We start from the raw sequence: 19,346 nt of genomic DNA, 5'->3' as shown, positions 1-19,346 counted from the left end.
ATGCAACATCTCGCAACGGGTGATCAACGCTCTGTAAGGCCACGTGGTGCACACGACAAAGTTCGCCATGAGGATCTGATAAATGAGCGTGGTTTGGAACATCTGATCCATAGCCATGCTGAACAACTAGATGCTGACGAGGACTACTGGTTTCGCCTGCGTGGGCACAATCTTAATCCCCTGGTGGACGCCGCTAGCAGCCTGCTTGGCATGGTGGTACGAGTGCGACAGCTAGATAGTGCAGGCGATATCGAGCGTCTCTATCGCCAGGTAGTGGATGAAATTGCCGCTATTGAGATTGAGCTGACGGAACAGGGCTATGACCGCGCCACATTGCTCGCCTATCGCTACGTGCTCTGCTCCTTCATTGACGAAGCGGTTATGGGAATGCCCTGGGGGCGGCAGAGTAAGTGGGCTGAGCACTCGCTGTTGACGCGTTTTCATAATGAAACCTGGGGCGGCGAAAAAGTGTTTTCAATCCTCTCGCGGCTACAGCAAGAGCCCCAGCGCTACCGAGATATGTTGGCGTTTATTTATCTCTGCCTATGCCTTGGCTTTGAAGGCCGCTATCGAGTCGCATCCCACGGGCGCGATGAATATGAACAAATAGTACGCGCTCTGGGCGACCAACTGGCCACGCTTGACCAGCCGCCTGAGGAAGCGCTGACACAGCCGTTGCACAATGTTGTGAGAGTTCGCCAACGGCTGCGTAGTGGCTTTCCTGTATGGGGCATTTTCAGCCTGTTTGGGTTAGCCATGGTGGCGGTGTATTTGGGCCTGTCTTGGTCGCTTGACCAACAAGCCGAGCAGATCACCTCGCTTCTTAACCAAATTTACCGTTAGGAGACCCCATGCTCAGGGTAGAGCTACCAGCGCTTATTGGCCGACTAAATACGATCACACGCCAAGGAATTGAGCAGGCCGCCGTGCTGTGCGCGCAGCAGCAGGCGCCTGAAGTCACCGCCGCGCATTTGTTGCAAGCCTTGCTTGATCAACCGCTGTGCGATGTACGTTGTTTATGTAAAACATTCGACATTGATGTGGCTGAGTTGCGTGCGCAACTGGCTGAAGAAACGCGTCCACCTAGGGACCTTGACGTAGCCACTCCCAGCTTTTCACCCTTGCTGGTGGAGCTGCTTCAGGATGCCTGGCTGTTGGCCACCACGGAGTATCAGCATAGCGAGCTGCGCGGTGGGGCGGTGCTAACTACCTTGCTCCATAATACCGACCGCTATTTAGGAGTAGTCTCTGCTCGACTGTTGGCGGACATCAATCGGGAAAATCTACGCCGCCACTTGGAGCGTCTTACGGCCGATTCAGCCGAAGCGCCTCGGGATGATGCCGATGCGAGTCCACGCCAGGTTGCCCGCCCCGCTGGCGATGACAGCGCGCTGGCGCGCTTTGCCACATCGCTGACCGAACAAGCGCGCAATGGCGAGCTTGACCCCGTACTAGGGCGTGATCCGGAAATCGACCAAATGCTCGATATCCTGGGACGTCGGCGCAAAAACAACCCCATCGTGGTTGGCGATGCCGGGGTAGGAAAAAGTGCCGTGGTAGAAGGGTTGGCAGCCCGTATTGTGGCAGGGCAAGTGCCCGTTGCGCTGGCAGACGTTGAGCTGCTGACCCTTGATTTGGGTGCGCTGCAAGCCGGTGCCGCGGTGAAAGGCGAGTTTGAAAAGCGCCTTAAAGCGGTGATTGACGAAGTCAAAAATGCCCCGCGGCCTACGCTGCTGTTTATTGATGAAGCACACACGCTGATTGGCGCTGGCAATCAGGAAGGCGGCGGTGATGCGGCCAACCTGCTCAAGCCTGCTCTGGCGCGGGGCGAGCTGCGTACCATCGCCGCCACTACTTGGCGTGAGTACAAAAAGTATTTTGAAAAAGACCCGGCGCTCTCTCGTCGCTTCCAGCCCATTGCGCTTTCCGAGCCAAGCGTTGCGCAAGCGCTGGTCATTCTGCGCGGTTTACGTGATGTGTATGAGCGCGCCCACGGCGTGCTGATCGGTGAGAGCGGCCTGCGAGCTGCCGCGGCGCTCTCTGCTCGTTACCTGGCCGGTCGGCAATTGCCCGATAAAGCCATTGACGTGTTGGATACCGCCTGTACCCGATTGGCGCAGGCACTGGATACTCCGCCGCGTAAGTTAAGCCACTTGCAGAGCGAGCATACCGCCGCGCTGCGCGAGCGTGATCAGGTCGAGCGTGAACGTCTGCTGGGACGCGAACCCGATAGCGAACGCCAACAGGACTTAACCGAACGCTTAGCCAAGCTGGAAAATGAGTTGGCAAGCCTGGAAGCCGCTTGGCAAGCGCAGCGTGAGTGCGTCGATGCCATTGTGGCGATGCATCGCCAGTTGCTAGACGCGCAAGAGGGCGATGAAGCCGAGCCAATACCAGAAGGCATACATCAAGAGCTTGCCGAGCGTGAGCAACAGTTAGCCCAGCTCCAAGAATCTTTCGCGTTGGTGAATCCCAGCGTAGAAGAGGCGCAGATTGCCCAGGTGATTGGCGATTGGACGGGGGTGCCGGTTGAGCGCATGACCAGTGACGAGCTCACAAGGCTCACCGAACTGCCGACGCATCTGGAGGCGTTAATCCAGGGGCAGAGCAGTGCTATTGAGCGTATTCACCGCCATTTATTGACCGCGCGGGCTGATCTTCGCCGCCCAGGGCGTCCCCTGGGCGCGTTCCTGCTGGTAGGCCCCAGCGGCGTGGGTAAAACTGAAACCGTGGTACAGATTGCCGACCAGTTGTATGGCGGCCGTCAATTTCTTACCACCATCAATATGTCGGAATACCAAGAGAAGCATACGGTTTCGCGCTTGATTGGCTCGCCGCCGGGGTATGTCGGGTTTGGCGAGGGCGGGCTACTGACCGAAGCGATTCGTCAACGCCCTTATTCGGTGGTGCTGCTGGACGAAGTCGAAAAAGCCCATCCTGATGTGCTTAACCTCTTCTACCAGGCGTTTGATAAAGGTGAATTGGCCGACGGGGAAGGGCGCGTTATTGATTGTAAAAACGTGCTGTTCTTCCTGACCTCTAACCTTGGCTACGAGGCCATCGTTAGCTACGGCAATGACCTCGTGGCGCTGGATACCGCGCTCTACCCGGTGCTGGCAGAATTTTTCAAACCAGCGCTGTTGGCACGGATGGAAGTGGTGCCCTATTTGCCGCTGGACGGCGATACCCTGCGCGACATCGTCAAGACCAAGCTGGATACCTTGGCAACCCGCATTCGCGAGCGCCATCGCCATGCCGAGGTGGTACTTGATGACAGTCTGGCCGAGGCGATTTGCAAACGTGCAACGCGGAGCGAAAACGGCGCGCGGATGCTTGAGTCGGTGATCGATGGCGAACTGCTGCCACCGCTTTCACGTGCGTTGCTGGAGCGCATGGCGCGTCGTGAACCGGTGACTCGGGTAGCGCTAGGTATCGATGCCGAGCAGGGCACCTTTACTGCGGAGGTAGCGTGACACCATGACGCTTCAAGCCCTCGACACTTTCGCTAACAACGGTTCGCGCTCAACTTCACCGCTAGCCGCTATGCGCATCGCATTAACACTAGTGGAAAGTGCTAGCACAGAGGCGCTACGCCAACGTGCAGCCCAGGTATTAGGAAATGGATTAGGGCTTGATTGTGCTGAATGTCTCTATGTAGAGGGGAGTGGGCGTTGGCTTGGGCGGGATGATGATGCAGCACAATTTGATTGCAGTGACTTCAGCCACCCCTATGCCCACGTTATCCGAAGTGGCAAAGCCATCACGTTAAGCGTTGGCGATGCCCGTACGCGCTTGGATCATGCAGAGTTTCAATCCCAGGTCGCCCACTTTGCGGGCGCCAAGCGTCTCCAGGTGAGACCGCTGCGCGCCCAGGATGGCGAGCAAGAGTGGCTGGGCGTGCTGTTGATGGTGGGAGAAGAAGATACCTTCACCACCCTTGATGAAGATCCTGGTATGGCGGCGTTTGAGGCGTTGCTATGCAGGCTGTGGGCGCGACTCTCTCGGGAGCAGGGTGAACGCCATCGTTCACGGGCGCTGCGTGATTCGTTAGTCAAGCTGAATGACGGCGCGCGCCGCCAAGCATTGGCTGATCAATTATCAGCAGAGCTACTGGGTCAATCCAGTGCCATGCAGGCCCTGCGGCGCCAAGTGGTCCGCGCGGCAGAAACCAACTTGGCTGTTTTGCTGCAGGGTGAAACAGGCACCGGAAAAGACCGGGTAGCACGTGCTATTCATCAGTTTTCCGCTCGTGCGAAAAGTCCGTTTATGGCGATTAACTGTGCCGCTATTCCCGAAGCGCTGTTGGAGTCCGAGCTGTTCGGCCATGCCAAGGGGGCATTTTCTGGCGCCGACCAGGCCCAGGAAGGGCTAATCAGCCAAGCCGATGGCGGTACGCTGTTTCTTGATGAAGTGGGCGATATGCCCCTCGCGCTGCAAGCCAAACTATTGCGGGTGCTGGAAAGTGGCCGCTATCGCCCTCTAGGGGCAAGCGAAGAGCGCTGTGCTGACTTGCGTCTAGTAGCGGCCACTCATCAACCGCTGCGGGAACATATTCGTACCCAGCAATTTCGTGCCGACCTCTACTATCGGCTGGGCCAATTTCCCCTCAACCTACCTCCGCTTGCCGAACGGCGCGATGATATTGCTCAGTTGGCGCAATCATTTATTAACGATTTCTGCTTGCGAGAAGAGCGTGAAGAGGTGGGGATTACGCCGGCGGCGTTGCGCTTACTCAAACAGCGAGACTATCCCGGTAACGTCCGTGAATTGAAAAACCTGATTGACTACGCCTGTGCCATGACGCCGCAGGGCGCGGATATAGATGCCTATGTGCTTCCAGGGGAGCAGGAGGTTGAGTCATCCCGTGCATCAACACCGCAGGGAAATAGCATGGCATTCACTTTGCCGAACGATATCGACGACTTACGTCAAGCACTTCGCGACGTTGAAACCGCCATTATTCGCCAGCGGTTAAGGCATTTTGGCGGCAATCGCGCCCAAGCTGCTGCAAGTCTTGGCTTACCTAAGCGAACACTGGCACATAAATGCCAACTGCTAGAACTGGATACCAAATGAGAGTGACGTTACTAATCCGCCAGTGGTCATGCTGGGGGCTACTTGTCATCGCTGTTTTGGGGAGTACGCATGCATTGGCGGGTGAGCACCAGACAATGCTCGAAAACGCCTTGGCATGCACTGATGAGACCTCGCGGCTAGAGCGTTTGAGCTGCTATGACGATGTATTCAAAAACACGTCCTCACCGACCGAGGAGAGAGATCTACCCGATTTATGGCACGCGATAGAGCGTCAAGAGAGGGGGCGTAATAGCGATGCACTTGGCTTGGTGATGGGGCACGTCGGCGAAGATGTGTTGATGAGCGTTCCTGCACTGGGTACCACACCGCCACGGCCCATTATGGTCATGGCCTGTGAAAAACAGATTACGCGATTTCAGCTTCACTTGCCGGAGCCTATCGATAACGCCCGTGTTGATCTACAGCTAAGCACTAATAGTGCCAGTGTAAGACAGCAGTGGCGAGTGCGTGATGGTGGACATGTCATCAATGGGGGCCGTGGGTTGCCCGCCATCGAAACACTACGCCAACTGCTGAGCGCTAACGAAGTCACGATTAGTAGCGAAGTATCGCGTCTAGATGGGCTGCGTTTTGATATTACCGGTCTCCGCCAACTCATTCAGCCGCTACGCGAAGCGTGCCGTTGGTAACGGAGTATTAATGATGCGCATCACTGCTGAAATTCATCTTGACCCTTTATTAGCGCCGTTGGCAGGTAATGATCAAGGGCACCCTGTCGGCATTCCGCTTGAAGAGACGGGCGATTACCTGACTCTCGATGCTGAAATGATGAAAGTCGGTTCGCTGCAACATGCCAATGTCGCGTGGGAGACGGCTGAAACGCTCGCTATTCGTATGCTCAGTGAGCGTGGTAAGGACTTAAAAGTATTAGGCCATTTACTTCACTGCCTGCAGCACGATGGTAACGGTGTGCGTTTCGCCCTCTCGCTGCGCTTACTAACCCGCGCACTGGAGCAGCCCTGGTGGGAGCACGCCTATCCATTTAATGGCCCACGAGGTGCCAAGTTACGTCCCCGGCTGTTTCAGCAATTTACCCAACGTAGCGTCAAGTTTGCCAGCGGGCTCGATTTTCATAATGCAGAAGATGAGTTCGAGGCGTGCCAAAGCGCACTCACGGAGTTACAGACACGAGTAAAGCAGCGTTCGTTGCCAGGAGACGCGCTTAACGAACTAAGCCGCCAACTCATAGCTCAGCGGCCGAGCCAGTCATCCCCTACATCCAATAGCCATCACTCTACTCAGCAGGGAGCGCGTAATGAGATAGAACAAAGCCCCAACGCTGAACAAGCTCCCTCGGCTCATGGTTCAGCCCAGGCACCGGCTAAAGCGCCAGAGTTGCGCTTAGAAGCGGGAAACGAGCGCTCTAACCGTCAGGCGCTACTCAAAATGGCTGATTTTTTGAGCGAACAGTCGCCTGGTGAGCCGCTTGCTTATCGCCTCCGTCGCTACGCAATCTGGAGTGCCATCCAAGCGCTGCCAGCGGCTAAAAGAGAGGGAGAAAGCGTGGGTAAAACCTTGGGAAAAACAGAGTTAGCGCCAGTCTCGGCAGACCGTATTGCCGATTATCGTGAAGCGCTTGCTCGCGGTGGCGACAGTGAGCTTTGGCAGCGGATCGAAAATAGCCTGGCGGTTAGTCCCTACTGGCTGGAAGGCCACCGGCTCAGTGCTGGTCTTGCCAAACAGCTTGGCCATCCCCGTTGCGCTGAGGCTATTCGTGATGAAGCGCAACGCTTTGTAGAGCGGCTCCCCGGCATCGAAACCCTGACGTTCAATAACGGAACGAGTTTTATAGACGATGAGACGCAGCGCTGGCTGTACAGCAACGCAGCTGGGGGCGGTGGGGCTGGTGGACATGAAGCTTGGCAGGTGGGGTTTGAAGAGGCTCGAGACGCAGCAGGAAGTGGTGATATTGGTGCTGCATTATCAGTACTGGATCAAGGGCTTAGCTCAGCCCGTTCACCGCGTGAAAAAGCCTATTGGCGCCTGGCAAGTGCTGATCTGTTAAACGAAAACGGGCTAGAGAGTTTAGCGCAGCAGCACTATCACACCTTGCATCAATACGTCACCGATCTGGCGTTAGAGCAGTGGGAGCCTGCGCTGGTGGCGCGCCTGAAAGCAGCGGTTAAAGAGACGTACTCATAATGTTCATCATTAAAGGGACGAGGGACAAAGACTAATGTGGTCAACATTAAAATCAAAACTAAGCCGCTGGGTGCCAGGTATGTCGCAGGCACAATCAGCGCAAAATCGGGCTAATGCTCACGGCAATAAAGCCAAAGGGCTATTGTGGCTCTCAACGCTGCTCTGGGCAGTCCTGCTAATCGTGTTGCTGATCGCGATCTGGTGGCTGGGACCTAGGTGGGAAGTGGGTGGTGTTATGCCCCTCGCACCTTTTACGAATCGCTTGTTGGCCACATTGGTGGTGGTCACTCTGATCGCCGTGGTATGGGGTGTTCGCTTGGCACGCCGTTTACGCAGGCTTGATGAAGAGCGGCAGCAAGAAGATGTGCGCCAGCAAGACCCGATTATGTCTCAAGTCGAGCGACAGGAAGCGTCTCTTAATAGTGTGTTAAGCGAAATTACCGAGAGCCTCGGAGGGGGAAATAGTAGCCGCTACCGTCTGCCATGGTACTTGGTGATGGGAGTGGAGAACGCAGGTAAGACCAGCTTGATTAACCGTTCTGGGCAAAATTTTGCATTGACCCATGTCATGAAGGCATCCGGCCAAAGCAGCAAGCAAGGGCAGCTCGGTTTTGATTGGTGGATCGGTGATAAAGCCGTATTGATCGACCCCGATGGTGAACTACTGACGCAAGGCGCCATGGAAGGAGGCGAACCGCAGGCGCTACAGAGCCGGCTATGGGATCATTTTGTCGGTTGGCTTGAGCGGAACCGGCCCCAGCGTCCTCTGGATGGTGTGGTCTTGGTGCTGGATCTAGCCCGGCTGAGCCATGCTCAAGTGGCGGTGCGTAAAGCGTATGCGGCACTGCTACGCAGCCGCCTGAGAGAGTTGATGGAGCGTCATGGCACCCGTCTGCCGGTTTATGTGACGTTTAGCAAAATGGACTTGCTGCACGGCTTTGATGATTTCTTTCGACACTATTCCCGTGATGCACGCCGTGCGCCGCTGGGGTTTACCTTTACTCCGGCATCAATGGACACCGCTGGCAAGTGGGAAACTGAATTTGAAGCTGACTACGACGCTATGCTGGCGCGTTTAAACCAACTGATGCCGACCATGCTTTCAGACTGTCGTGACCGCGAAGAGCGTGAATCAGTATTCCGTTTTGTACGTCAGTTGGCTGGCCTGCGCGATGTGCTGTTTGGCTTCTTGACCGAGGCATTATCCAGTGACCGTTTCTCCACAGCAGCGATGGTACGTGGCACTTATTTTACGTCCGTCTACCAGCAAGGCGTTCCCGAAGATCCTTTTGTAGATGCCGCTGCGCGTCGTTACGGCATGGATGACAGCGTTCAGCCTGCTCACCGTGCTACACGCAGTGCGCTCTACTTCACCGAAGAGCTGTTCGATAACGTCATTTACCCAGAAGCGGGTTTGGCCGGGGATAACGCCAGGGTCACTCAACGGCGACGTCGCGCACGAACGCTTAGCCTTGCCGCATGCTTGATTATGGGCATAGGTCTAGTGGGTGGCTGGACACATTTCTATCAAAAAAACAGTGTTTCTCTTGCTGCTGTGGAGGAGCGTGCCGAAACGTTTTTAGCTACTCAGCCTGAGGCATTTCAAAGCGATGACCCCAGTGGTTATGAATTTTTAGAGCCCTTAAATCGGCTACGGTATGCGCTGGAAACTTTTTCTGAGTACCGCACGCACACGCCTTATTTGGCGGATATGGGACTGTACCAAGGGCACATCATAGGGGCACAAATTGAGCGTGCCTATCTCGCCATGCTCGAGCAACAATTCCTACCTGCCTTGATGATCGGCATCATGGACGATATGAACCGTGCAGAGCCAGACAGTAACGAAAAGTTGGCACTGCTGCGTGTGCTGCGCATGATGTCTGATGCTAGCGGCCGACAACCGGAGCGGGTAGAGCGCTTCATGGCACAGCGCTGGCAAGGCTATTTCCCCCAGCAAGGCGAGGTCCAAAAGCACCTCTTAACCCATCTGGATTACGCGTTGGAGCATAGCGATCTGGAGGGCCATATCGCTGAAGGCCAACAGCTTCCCGCTCAGGCGATGGCCCCTCTTCGTGGCAGCCTAACGGCAGCTCAAGAAGAGCTTTCACGCCAACCGATTGATGAGCGTGTTTACGCCGCGCTTAAAGTAGCCGGTAGCCGCCAAGGGGAGCCACTTGATTTACGCCGTAGCGTGGGAACGCTATTCGATACCGTGTTTATGGCGCGTAACGACAATCCCAACCATGTTCGCTTACCGCACCTGGTCACCCGGGACGGCTTCGAGAACTACTTTTTACAAGAGCTTGAGCGAGCCACAGAGCTGGCGTTGATTGATGTTTGGGTGCTGGGACAACGTGACAACATTGACTTTAGTGATGCCGATAAGCAGCAACTGCAAACGGCGCTACGCGAACATTACGTTAGTGATTACCATGTTAGTTGGCGCGATGCCCTGCGTGATACTCAGTTGGTTCCTCTGCCGGATATCCACCAAGCCATCGTGGTGGCGGATGCGTTGGTTGGCGCGCAGCGGCCACTTGATCGGCTATTGGCAGCTGTAGAACGCAATACCAGCCTTTATCCTGAACTGCCAGGCGATGATGAGCAGGCTCGTAAAGCGCTGCAACAATCCCAGCGCTACCAGCTTGCGTTAGCCATTGAGCAGCCGTTTACACCTATCAATCAGCTAAGCCAGGAGCGTAACGACAACCCTTCATCGCTTGAAGAGATAAAAGCCGCGGTAACGGCGTTGCGTGACTACTTGCTTGAAATTGAAGAGTCGAGCGATGCCGGCCGTGCTGCCTTCATCAATGTGCGGGATCGGCTCGCGCTGCGTGGTAATGACCCGATTTTCAACCTTCAGCGAATTGCAGATAACACGCCTCAGCCGGTAGGCAATATGTTGCATGACTTGGCCGATCAGAGCTGGCACTTGATGATGGCCAGCGCGACGCGTCACTTGGAACATCTCTGGCTTGATGATGTCGTCGCGCCTTATCAAGAGCGCCTGGCCGGCCGCTATCCTCTCGCCCCAGGTGCCAGCCGTGAGGTAGCGCTAAACGATTTTGAAGATTTTTTCGCGCCCGGCGGTACATTGGACGCTTTTTATGAAGAGAGCCTAAAACCCTTTATTGAAGGCGCCCCAGAGTACTTGGTGGATGCCGAGGGGAATTCACTGCTCCGCGATAGCCTGCTTACGGCCGTTCAACAGGCCGAACAGATTCGTCGCGCCTATTTTAGCCGTGATGGTGCTTTGGATGTTGAGTTTGCCCTTGAGCCCATCAGCCTAAGCCCCGATAAGCGGCGCAGTGTGATCAGTGTTGATGGCCAACTGATTGAATATACCCACAGCGCCAGCCAACGCGTTTCGATGATTTGGCCCAATACCCTGCGCGGCGGCACAGAAAGTCTCATCACCATGGTGCCCAGCGAAGTGAACCGTTCTCCCCGCAGTGTGAGTCAAGACGGCGCCTGGGCGTGGTTCCGGTTGTTGGAACAAGCCGATATCACCAGCATCAGCGAGCGAGAGCTGGAGCTGCGCTTCAACGTGGATGGCGGCACGATGCGCTATCGCCTATTCGCCAATGGCGCACCCAATCCCTTTACGCGGCCACTGGCATCGGGGTTTCAACTGCCTTCCGCCCTCTACGCTGACCGAGGTAGCGATGCTGACCAGACTTAAGCAGCTGTTTACGCCAGGAGCGCCCCAACCTTCAATACGCCAAAAGCGACGTATGGCAAAACGCGCTCGCCCGTTAGAAGAAGCGCGCGGTGAGGATATCGATAGTTTTATTAAAGCGGTCTACCAGGCGGATGCCAAGGGGCATTCTCCATGGGTACTGCGCGATAAAAGTGTATTGGACACTCTGCGTAGGGCGTTGGAGTTTACGGTTCATCATGGCTTATGGCTGCAGCTGGAAGAGGGCCACGTGGCTCACTGGCAAGGGCGGCTGCTGGCGCTTCGCCACGGGGAAGGGCCGCCACTGGGGATGGTGCTTGCCTGCCGACCGGATGATGAAGCCGCTTGGCAACTTCGCTATTTCTACATCGACCAGGAGTGGAAAGGCAGCGGCCACGGCACTCGCCTTTTGATGGCGGTGCGCCGAAGTTTAAGCGGTGTGCCACTGCAAACACGCCTCCCTCTGGCCTGCCACTCGGCGATTGATAGCCTAGAAGCGGCAGGCTTTACCCGCCAATACGTAGACGCCTTCGATGTTGCCAGCTATGAGGCGCCCGCCATGTGGGATGAGTAATCCGACAGCGCAACGGCACAGTGGCAGGCAGGTCGAATACGCAGAACCGGAACAGGAGCAGTGATAATGGGCCAGAAATTTGTACTCGTAGGTGATATGGGAATCGACCACGATGGCTTTCCCCCGACGCCCGTCCTTGCCGGTAGCGGTACGGTCATAATGGATGGAAAACCGGTGGCACGGGTGGGCGATCCGTTAGAGCCCCACGACAAACCCAAGCATCCCAAGCACCCACGGTCGATTGCCCAAGGTTCCAGCACGATTCTTATTGACGGCAAACCTGCTGCATTGACCGGCCACGCCGTCGATTGCGGCGGCGTTGTGATTGGCTCTGGTTCAGGGGAGGGTGGCGACATAGTTGGGGCTGGCGGCGTTTCTGCAATGGCATTTGCTGCTTCTATGGCATCTACCGCAAGCTCTACTGTATCTGAGTCGGTTAACAGAGAGGCCTCTATACCTGCTAGTTCGTCGGCTTTGAGTGAAGCGGGCAAAGATTGGCTTAAAGATGTTGAGCAACTGCGCTTGATGCCTTACGACGATCAAACTGGTGAAGGAATAAACCAGTGGGTGCCCGGAGCAACGATTGGCTATGGGCACCTTATTTCACAACAAGAATGGCCGATTTATCAAAATGGCATCACTCTTGAACAAGCTGAACAAATATTTTCTGATGATCTTGCTCCGTTCGTAAATACAGTAAACCGTGTTATTAACGTTCCCCTTGAACCTCACCAATTCGATGCGGCTGTTATGCTGGCTTATAACGCTGGAATTAGCGGTTTTAGCTCATCTTCAGCAGCTAAATTAATAAACGACCCTCAGGCTGAAACACCTTATTCGTCTCTTGAAAATGCATGGAAAGCATGGAATATATCTCAAGGAAAAGTGAATCAAGGACTCATAAATCGGCGTTCAGCAGAGTGGAAGATGTTTTCAAAAGGAGTTTACGAAAGATGGTAAATATTTGGAAATTAATTATATATTTTTTTGTTTTTATTCCTTTTACAGTCGCCAATGCTGAGTTTGCTGAAAGGGAGGACGCGCTTGAAGAATTATTTGGCACCTATTATGTGTCCCGTGTTGAGCGCTACCGCGGCGGTTTGACAAGCAGCGAGGACGCTTTTAATCAGCTCGAGGCAGGCGTGGAACTAAAGGAAAGTGAGTTTTCATTTTGGGATGGAACAGTTTATGAAAATCCTATTTATGAAATTGAAGATCACCTGTTAAATCGTAATGAAGGTAATGTTCCTAGTTCATCAGAAAAGTTTGGAAATTTCTACGGCTATGGTTCAGAAAGAGAAAATGTCAGAACGTTGAATGTTTATAATAGAGGCACAGATGTCGCTCCTTATGTTTTTGAAGTGGTGGAAGATAAGCTTTGGATGTTTTTAGATGGATGGTTTTACAGGCTTGAAAGAACTTCCTCAGAGGATGGTCCGCTTTCTTTTAATAAGAATGCTGGCGCCTGCCTAAATAACGAAATCAGAGGATGATAATATGACCGGCCTACAATTTATCCTGACACTACCCGGCGTTGATGAGATTGCCGTGATCGACTTCACCCATCATGAAGCGCTCTCTCAACCCTTTAAGTTGGCCCTTAATGTCGCGAGTAAAGATGGCAACCTGGATGCCGCCGAGCTACTGGATCGCGAAGCGTCACTGACTATTTGGCAAGATGGCGAACCCCTGCGACGGGTGCATGGCATTATCAGTGAGTTTGGCCGTGGCGACCGAGGCCACCGCCGCACGTTTTATTCCCTCGTACTGCGACCCGCCCTGTGGCGGCTATCGCTGCGCCAGAACTCGCGGATATTCCAGAAAGTCGACCCGCTCACCATCATTAATACCCTGTGTGATGAGCGGGGCATTACCGATGTGAGTTTTGCCGTCTCCCGCGAGCTGGAGCAGCGTGAGTACTGTGTACAGTACCGCGAGACCGACCTCGCCTTTATTGAGCGTTTAGCTGCCGAAGAAGGCTTGTTCTACTTTCATGAATTTGAAGAGAGTGACAGCGGCACCCACCGCTTAATCTTTGCCGATGATCCAAAAGTACTGACCAACGTGGGCGAGCGCATCTACCACAGCCGCGCAGGAGGTACCGCCCCCACTCGCCATGTGCGCAAACTCAGCCACACGGCACGCGTGGCCGCCGCGACGGCGACGTTAAAAGATTACAGCTTTAAAAATCCGGCGTATGCGCAGTTGCATGAGCATCTGGGCCGCGATGTTGAGCAACACGGACAAAACGCCGATTACGAACACTTCGACTACCCTGGCCGCTACAAGCAGGATGCCTCCGGTAAGCCTTTTACCCGCATTCGCCTAGAACAGCTGCGCCGCGAGGTTATTACCGCCCAAGCAGAAAGCGATCTGCCCGAACTTGCCCCAGGACTGCGCTTCACCCTGACCGATCACGATACCGAAAGTCTCAACCGCGATTGGCAGGCCATTGAAGTAAGCCACTTCGGCGAGCAACCCCAGGCGCTGGAAGAGGATGGCATGGTTGCCGGTAAAGAGCTACAGGGCGATGCGGCCGGTATGACCCGCTACCACAACCAGGTCACGCTCATCCCCGGGAATACCCCCTGGCGCGCCACGCCCAACCCAAAACCGCGCGTCGATGGCCCCCAGGTGGCCTTTGTGGTCGGCCCCGACGGCGAAGAGATTCACTGCGACGAACACGGCCGGGTCAAAGTGCAGTTCCCCTGGGATCGCTACGCTGAACCCAACGACACGGCAAGTTGCTGGGTACGCGTCGCCCAGGGCTGGGCAGGTGGCGGCTACGGCAGCATCGCCATCCCGCGCATCGGCCATGAAGTTATCGTTTCCTTCCTGGAAGGCGACCCCGACCAGCCGCTGGTCACCGGACGCACCTACCACGCGGTGAATACCGCGCCGTACCCGCTGCCCGAACACAAGACCCGCACAGTGCTGCGCACCCAAAGCCACAAGGCCGAGGGCTTCAACGAACTGCGCTTTGAAGACCAGGCCGGCGAAGAGCAGATATGGCTCCACGCCCAGAAAGACCTTGAGCTACTGACGCTTAACGACCGCACCGAAGAGATCCGCCGCGACAGCCACCTCAAGGTGCACAACGACCGCATCAGCGAGATCGACAACGACGACCACCACACGGTGCACAACAACCGTCACACCCAGGTAGACGGCGACGACCACCTGAAGATCAACGGCACCCGCCACGAAAAGATCGGCCAAGCGCACCTGATGGAAGCCGGACAGGAAGTGCACCACAAGGCCGGCATGAAGGTGGTGATCGAAGCAGGCGCGGAAATCACCCTCAAAGCTGGCGGCAGCTTTCTGAAAATCGACCCCAGCGGCGTCACCATCGTCGGCCCGCAGGTCAAGATCAACTCCGGCGGCAGCCCCGGCAGTGGCAGTGGGCAGGCCGCTCAGGGGCCGCGGTTGGCGGAGGAAGCAGAGACAGAGAGCCACCAGGCCGTTGCGCCTGTCAATCGGCCCGCCCAGCTTAAAACGCTGCTGAAGGCACCGCCAAGCTGTGAGATTTGTGAAGATCCGAGCCAGGGAACACTCTAGATGGAACGACCACAGGGGATGACGCATGCATTGGTGGATGGCGTTCGTTACCCCAATGCGCTCCAACGCTTGTATAGCCGCAATGACGTCGATGAAATCGAGCCCCTCTACCTGATGACCCGCTGGTCATCGTTAGCCGATCAGGGGCCTATTCTGGTGCGCCTTAAACGTAATGGCTTCGTAGATGACGCGGACGCTCGCGACGAAGAGGGGTATCGCGCGCTGTCATTACTGAGCAGTCAAGCAAGCACGGGCGAATTGAGCCAGCACCTTTGTCGGTTGGTGACCTTTAACGGGGAAAGCGGGCAGGAGCAGCTACTGCGCTTCGCTGATCCCCTGGTCACCAGACACTGGTTGAGCAGCTATGACAATGCCCTCCCGGCAGCTCTCATGGGTCCCATTGATACGTGGTGGGTGGCGGACTGGGCGCCTAACTGGACCAAGCTACGCCCCGTCAGGTGGCAGGCATTTCGGCCTCAGCCCAGTGACGAGTCTACTACGACAGTGCCGTCAGATACGTTCCCACCGATGGGGCGTGACCAGTTTGCGGCCCTTGAGGCGGTGGCCCGCTGGCAACTCAAGGAGCGCCTGACGGATTACTTTAGCGAGCATGCGGCCGAGGCGTGGCAACGCCTTTCGATTGAGGGTCGTGGTCGATGGCTTGACGAACGCTTGGACGATGCCCGCGCGTGGGGGGCCAGCACGGAACGCCAGCTCGCTATTTGGCTCGACTTAAGCCTGCGTTGGGGCGATGGCTTCATGGCCGCAAGCGACGGCTTGTATACCCGCTGGCTTGCCCAAGACCCCAAATCAGCGGTGCTTTCAAGACAAGAGCAGCTTTATGCACTAGACACATGGAGCCGGACGCCAGCGGCGGAGACTGCTGACATGACGCTTCATCCCGCATCACCTTTCACCGACGAGGTCTCCCATGGCTAACACGGATGCACAGGCCCAAGCTCGCGATTCCCAGTTCGATGAAACCTCCTTTGGCACAGGTATGTGCCCCTTACTCATCGACGTCGCCCTTTTCCCCGTCCGCTATGCCATTGATGAAGCGCCCGCTGAAGCAGGCGCTTCGGCGCCTCACCCGATTGCCGGACAGGCACCGGACTATCCTGATATCGAAACCCGCAGTTATACAATACGCCAACTGCGTGATGGCTGGCTTTACGTGTGGGTGGAAGAAGAGGGTGAACAGCGGCTCGACGAATACCGCGTTGAAGGGGCGACCTTCAGTGGCGCCCCTCATCTTACGTATTCGACCCACGCCTCTATCGCGCTAGCCTACTCATCGGTGCAGTGGACCGATCGCATTCGCGAGTACATGCTCGAAAACACCGACGCGCGCCAGCGCCTGATGCGCCCGGTAAACCTGATGGCGGCGCTGAACGCCACTGCCAACGGCACCTCATTCTCTGCCCACGCAGGGCCTTTAACCCAGCTCGCGGAGCACGTCGCCGATATTACCCCCAACGGTGCCATTGATGGCTTTACGACCACCACCGTATCGACCGTTGAACGGGAAATTGACTCGGAAAATAGCGAGGGAGATGGTGGGGGTGAGAGTGCCTATGAGCTGCTCGCGGTAAAGCCAGAAATCACCCAGGACAGCGTGCTGGCGACTGTTGAACATCACGACGAGGCACTCTTTGTAGCGCTTGATGATGATTTGGGTATCGTTAACGACCTGACCATGGCGCTAATGGGGCGACAAGCCGAACTCGAAGCCTTCAACGATGAGTATGGCCACCCATTGGAAGTGGCCCAGGTAGCGCAGACCCTTTGTGGACCTGACGATAGCGATTTACCTCAGGCAATTCGGGATGACCCTGAGTTGCGCATCCAGGCTAAGGAACTGCTCCAACAGCGACTGGAAGCCCAGCAGGCCCAGGAAATGTCTAACGCTGTTAACCGCGGCTCTCCCTTTGGTCAGCAGGGCTCAACTCTGCAGCGTCATCACGAAGAACGTCTCGAGACAATTGATTCCAACTTGGAAGCTTTAGGGATTGAACCTCCGAGTAGCGACGACATGGAGGCCTGGAAAGGGAAGCGTCAATGGCGCGATGACGTACGCTACGACGAAGCCGTAGACTTTATTGCCACCTATCAACCACGCCTTGAGCGCTTGCAGCAGCATGTGGACAGCATTCTTGAAGACACGCTGACATGGCTAGAGCGTCTACCGTTCGAAGGGGAAGCAATTGGCTATGACCCCTGTGATCAGCCGCAAAGCCAACAACTGATGGACCTTTGTGCATTCTGTATCGAGTCCGTGGGAGCGAGCGAGAAAGGGCGAGAATGGTTGACTCGCACCTTCCGTGAACGCGATACCCTGATCGGGACGAGCTTTTACAACTTTTCCCCTACGTTGGCGCAGGCATTAGATCAAGTGGCCCTTCAATGGCTGATCGCCGGTGATCCAGATGATCAAGGGGAAGGCGTTGAGATGGGAGACTTGCTGAATGTAGGCAATGTCGCCGTTAATCTTGGGACGGTCCTAGGGTATGAGCATGTCCAACAATCTAAAGTGTTCCAAGCCTTGGCTCCTCACATCAGAGACACCTTTGAGGTGCTTAAGCAGGCCGCTGCAGGGGCGGGGAAAGCCAGTTGGCAAATAATTGCTTATCATGCGCTCCCGGCCGCAGGGGCAGGCTCTCAAATTGCAGCGCAGCAGCTAGCAAGAAACCTCTCCATTACCATGGTGGTGGCGTTTGTTCACCCTGACAACGATGGCCTTTATTTGGAGCGTCATGATGCAGCGCGTGCACAACACCGCCGCTGGTGGCGAGACATGCAGCGCTTGTCGCAGTCAATCTCGCGGCTCACGCGCAGGTTGAGTCTGCCTATGTCGCCCGGAGGGCGCGCCAGTATCCATCGCGATATTACTCAGCTTGAGCAGGAGCAACGCTCGCTGGCGCTAAACGAACCGAAACGCTTTACCCTTGGGGGCGGCACTCAAGCCAATGCCGCCGTACTGGCCGATCTTGGGTTTGGTGAACTACGCGAACAGCATCGGCAACGGCTTGGCCGCACGGCGGCGAATGTGGCAGCGGCACGCCAGCGTATGGAGCGCTGGATAAATGCCCGGGGCATCGGAGGTCTACCGCTACTGATTGCCGCCGTCAATCTAGTCAATGTGACAAATACCATGCTCAGCGCCCAGAAGGATGGTGTTGACCGCGAGGAAATGACCACCCTTGCCAGCCAGGGAAGTTACGCCACCGCCGCGGTAATGTCGCTTTGGGTGCTGCCCTATTGGCAGCAGCACGCTAATCAAACGGCGTCGCTATTTGGTAATACAACCAAGATAACGGCAGCAGGGATAGCCAAATGGAACAAAGCTAATCAGGCGCATATAGGGCGTCTTGCCGCCAAACTAGCTAGCCGGGTAGCCGGTTTGGCTGCTTTTGCGGCGATTGGGGCCGGGATAGAGTCGTGGCAGATATGGCAGCAATTTAATAGCTCAACCGCTGATGATGAGAGACAAGCGCTATTAGCAAAACTTACCATGACTGGAACTATGGCGGGTGTTGGTATTGTGCAGTTGGGTGGCGCGCTTTTAGGGCGCTGGGTCGCGTTTGGCTGGATAATGGCAGCTTGGGCAGGTTGGGCGATGCTGGTGCTCAGCATAGGTTACCTGCTGTTCTCCGGGTTGGCAGAGCATTATCGTCGAGAGGGGGTACGCCTTTGGCTTTATCAAAGCACATGGGGGAATGGCAATAAGTGGTCGGGCAGCGACGATGACAATAACGCCGAGTTACGCGCCTTGAATGAAGCGCTGCTTGAACCATCCCTCAAGCTAACGGCCGTGACCACCCTGGGTGCGGAGTTCGATTCCTCTCGTACCATGTCCCCTTACTCCCCAGGTAGGCGTGTACCCATCATACAAGGCTACTGGGTGCAGTTGGCCCTGCCTGCCAGCTTGTCAGGGGAAACCATCACTATTTCAGAGCGCTTGGCGGCAGGTGCCTGGGCACACTCGGATAGCGTTCAAACGTCGCCGTCATCGGAAGTGCCCCAGCAGCTGCCTGAGTCTGTTTCTTATAGCGCGGATGACCCGCTTCGGGTATGGCAGGCCTGGTTGTCGGTGGATCAGCTACCCGAAGGGCAGGCTTTTCTGGTGGAGGTTGTGTATGACGAAGTGATCTACAGCGATAGCCAGGGCGTGTTGCGTTTTCCCTTCTACAAAAAAGAGCCCAGCCAGGGGGATGGCGTTGTAGAGACCGATAAGCGTTACCAATACGCAGACAGCTCAGAGTCCTTATCACTGACGCTACCCACTGCCTGATT

12 protein-coding genes are annotated in these 19,346 nt (G+C 55.9%); all 12 read left to right on the top strand.

Annotated features, from left to right (window positions below):
- The 12 genes from icmH (at window position 1) to ACW44H_RS16370 (ending at window position 19,344) form a co-directional block, all read left to right on the top strand.
- Complete coding sequence (gene icmH, locus ACW44H_RS16425) at window positions 1-843, top strand: type IVB secretion system protein IcmH/DotU (protein ID WP_457505610.1); 843 nt, start codon at window positions 1-3, stop codon at window positions 841-843.
- Window positions 844-851: 8 nt separating this feature from the next.
- The gene (gene tssH / locus ACW44H_RS16420; protein ID WP_457505609.1) at window positions 852-3,473 is read left to right on the top strand and encodes a type VI secretion system ATPase TssH; all 2,622 of its coding nucleotides are present in this window, start codon (window positions 852-854) and stop codon (window positions 3,471-3,473) included.
- A gap of 4 nt (window positions 3,474-3,477) precedes the next feature.
- A complete protein-coding gene (locus ACW44H_RS16415) occupies window positions 3,478-5,076 on the top strand; it encodes a sigma-54 interaction domain-containing protein (RefSeq protein ID WP_457505608.1) in 1,599 nt (532 codons plus the stop codon).
- The gene (gene vasI, locus ACW44H_RS16410) at window positions 5,073-5,726 is read left to right on the top strand and encodes a type VI secretion system-associated protein VasI (RefSeq protein ID WP_457505607.1); all 654 of its coding nucleotides are present in this window, start codon (window positions 5,073-5,075) and stop codon (window positions 5,724-5,726) included. The genes ACW44H_RS16415 and vasI overlap by 4 nt, the downstream gene beginning before the upstream one ends.
- 13 nt (window positions 5,727-5,739) lie before the next feature.
- The gene (tssA, locus tag ACW44H_RS16405) at window positions 5,740-7,239 is read left to right on the top strand and encodes a type VI secretion system protein TssA (protein ID WP_457509069.1); all 1,500 of its coding nucleotides are present in this window, start codon (window positions 5,740-5,742) and stop codon (window positions 7,237-7,239) included.
- Window positions 7,240-7,318: 79 nt separating this feature from the next.
- Window positions 7,319-10,924: a type VI secretion system membrane subunit TssM gene (tssM, locus tag ACW44H_RS16400; RefSeq protein ID WP_457505606.1), complete on the top strand. Its 3,606-nt coding sequence runs from the start codon at window positions 7,319-7,321 to the stop codon at window positions 10,922-10,924.
- Window positions 10,908-11,495 carry a GNAT family N-acetyltransferase gene (locus ACW44H_RS16395; protein ID WP_457505605.1) on the top strand — a complete coding sequence of 196 codons (588 nt, stop codon included), beginning with the start codon at window positions 10,908-10,910 and terminating at the stop codon, window positions 11,493-11,495. The genes tssM and ACW44H_RS16395 overlap by 17 nt, the downstream gene beginning before the upstream one ends.
- 66 nt (window positions 11,496-11,561) lie before the next feature.
- The gene (locus ACW44H_RS16390; RefSeq protein ID WP_457505604.1) at window positions 11,562-12,455 is read left to right on the top strand and encodes a type VI secretion system PAAR protein; all 894 of its coding nucleotides are present in this window, start codon (window positions 11,562-11,564) and stop codon (window positions 12,453-12,455) included.
- Entirely contained in the window at window positions 12,449-12,988 is a 540-nt protein-coding gene (locus ACW44H_RS16385) for a hypothetical protein (protein ID WP_457505603.1), read from the top strand. The genes ACW44H_RS16390 and ACW44H_RS16385 overlap by 7 nt, the downstream gene beginning before the upstream one ends.
- A gap of 4 nt (window positions 12,989-12,992) precedes the next feature.
- Complete coding sequence (locus tag ACW44H_RS16380) at window positions 12,993-15,053, top strand: type VI secretion system Vgr family protein (RefSeq protein ID WP_457505602.1); 2,061 nt, start codon at window positions 12,993-12,995, stop codon at window positions 15,051-15,053.
- Window positions 15,054-15,992, top strand: a complete 939-nt coding sequence (locus ACW44H_RS16375) for a DUF4123 domain-containing protein (RefSeq protein ID WP_457505601.1) — start codon at window positions 15,054-15,056, stop codon at window positions 15,990-15,992.
- Window positions 15,985-19,344, top strand: coding sequence for a T6SS effector BTH_I2691 family protein (locus ACW44H_RS16370; protein ID WP_457505600.1), 3,360 nt, complete (start codon window positions 15,985-15,987; stop codon window positions 19,342-19,344). Before ACW44H_RS16375 ends, ACW44H_RS16370 begins: the two co-directional genes overlap by 8 nt.
- The last annotated feature ends 2 nt before the right edge of the window (window positions 19,345-19,346 follow it).

This window comes from Vreelandella sulfidaeris Esulfide1, from assembly GCF_054072535.1.
Note: the sequence above shows the minus strand (reverse complement) of the source record. Positions and strands in the feature narration are given on the sequence as shown.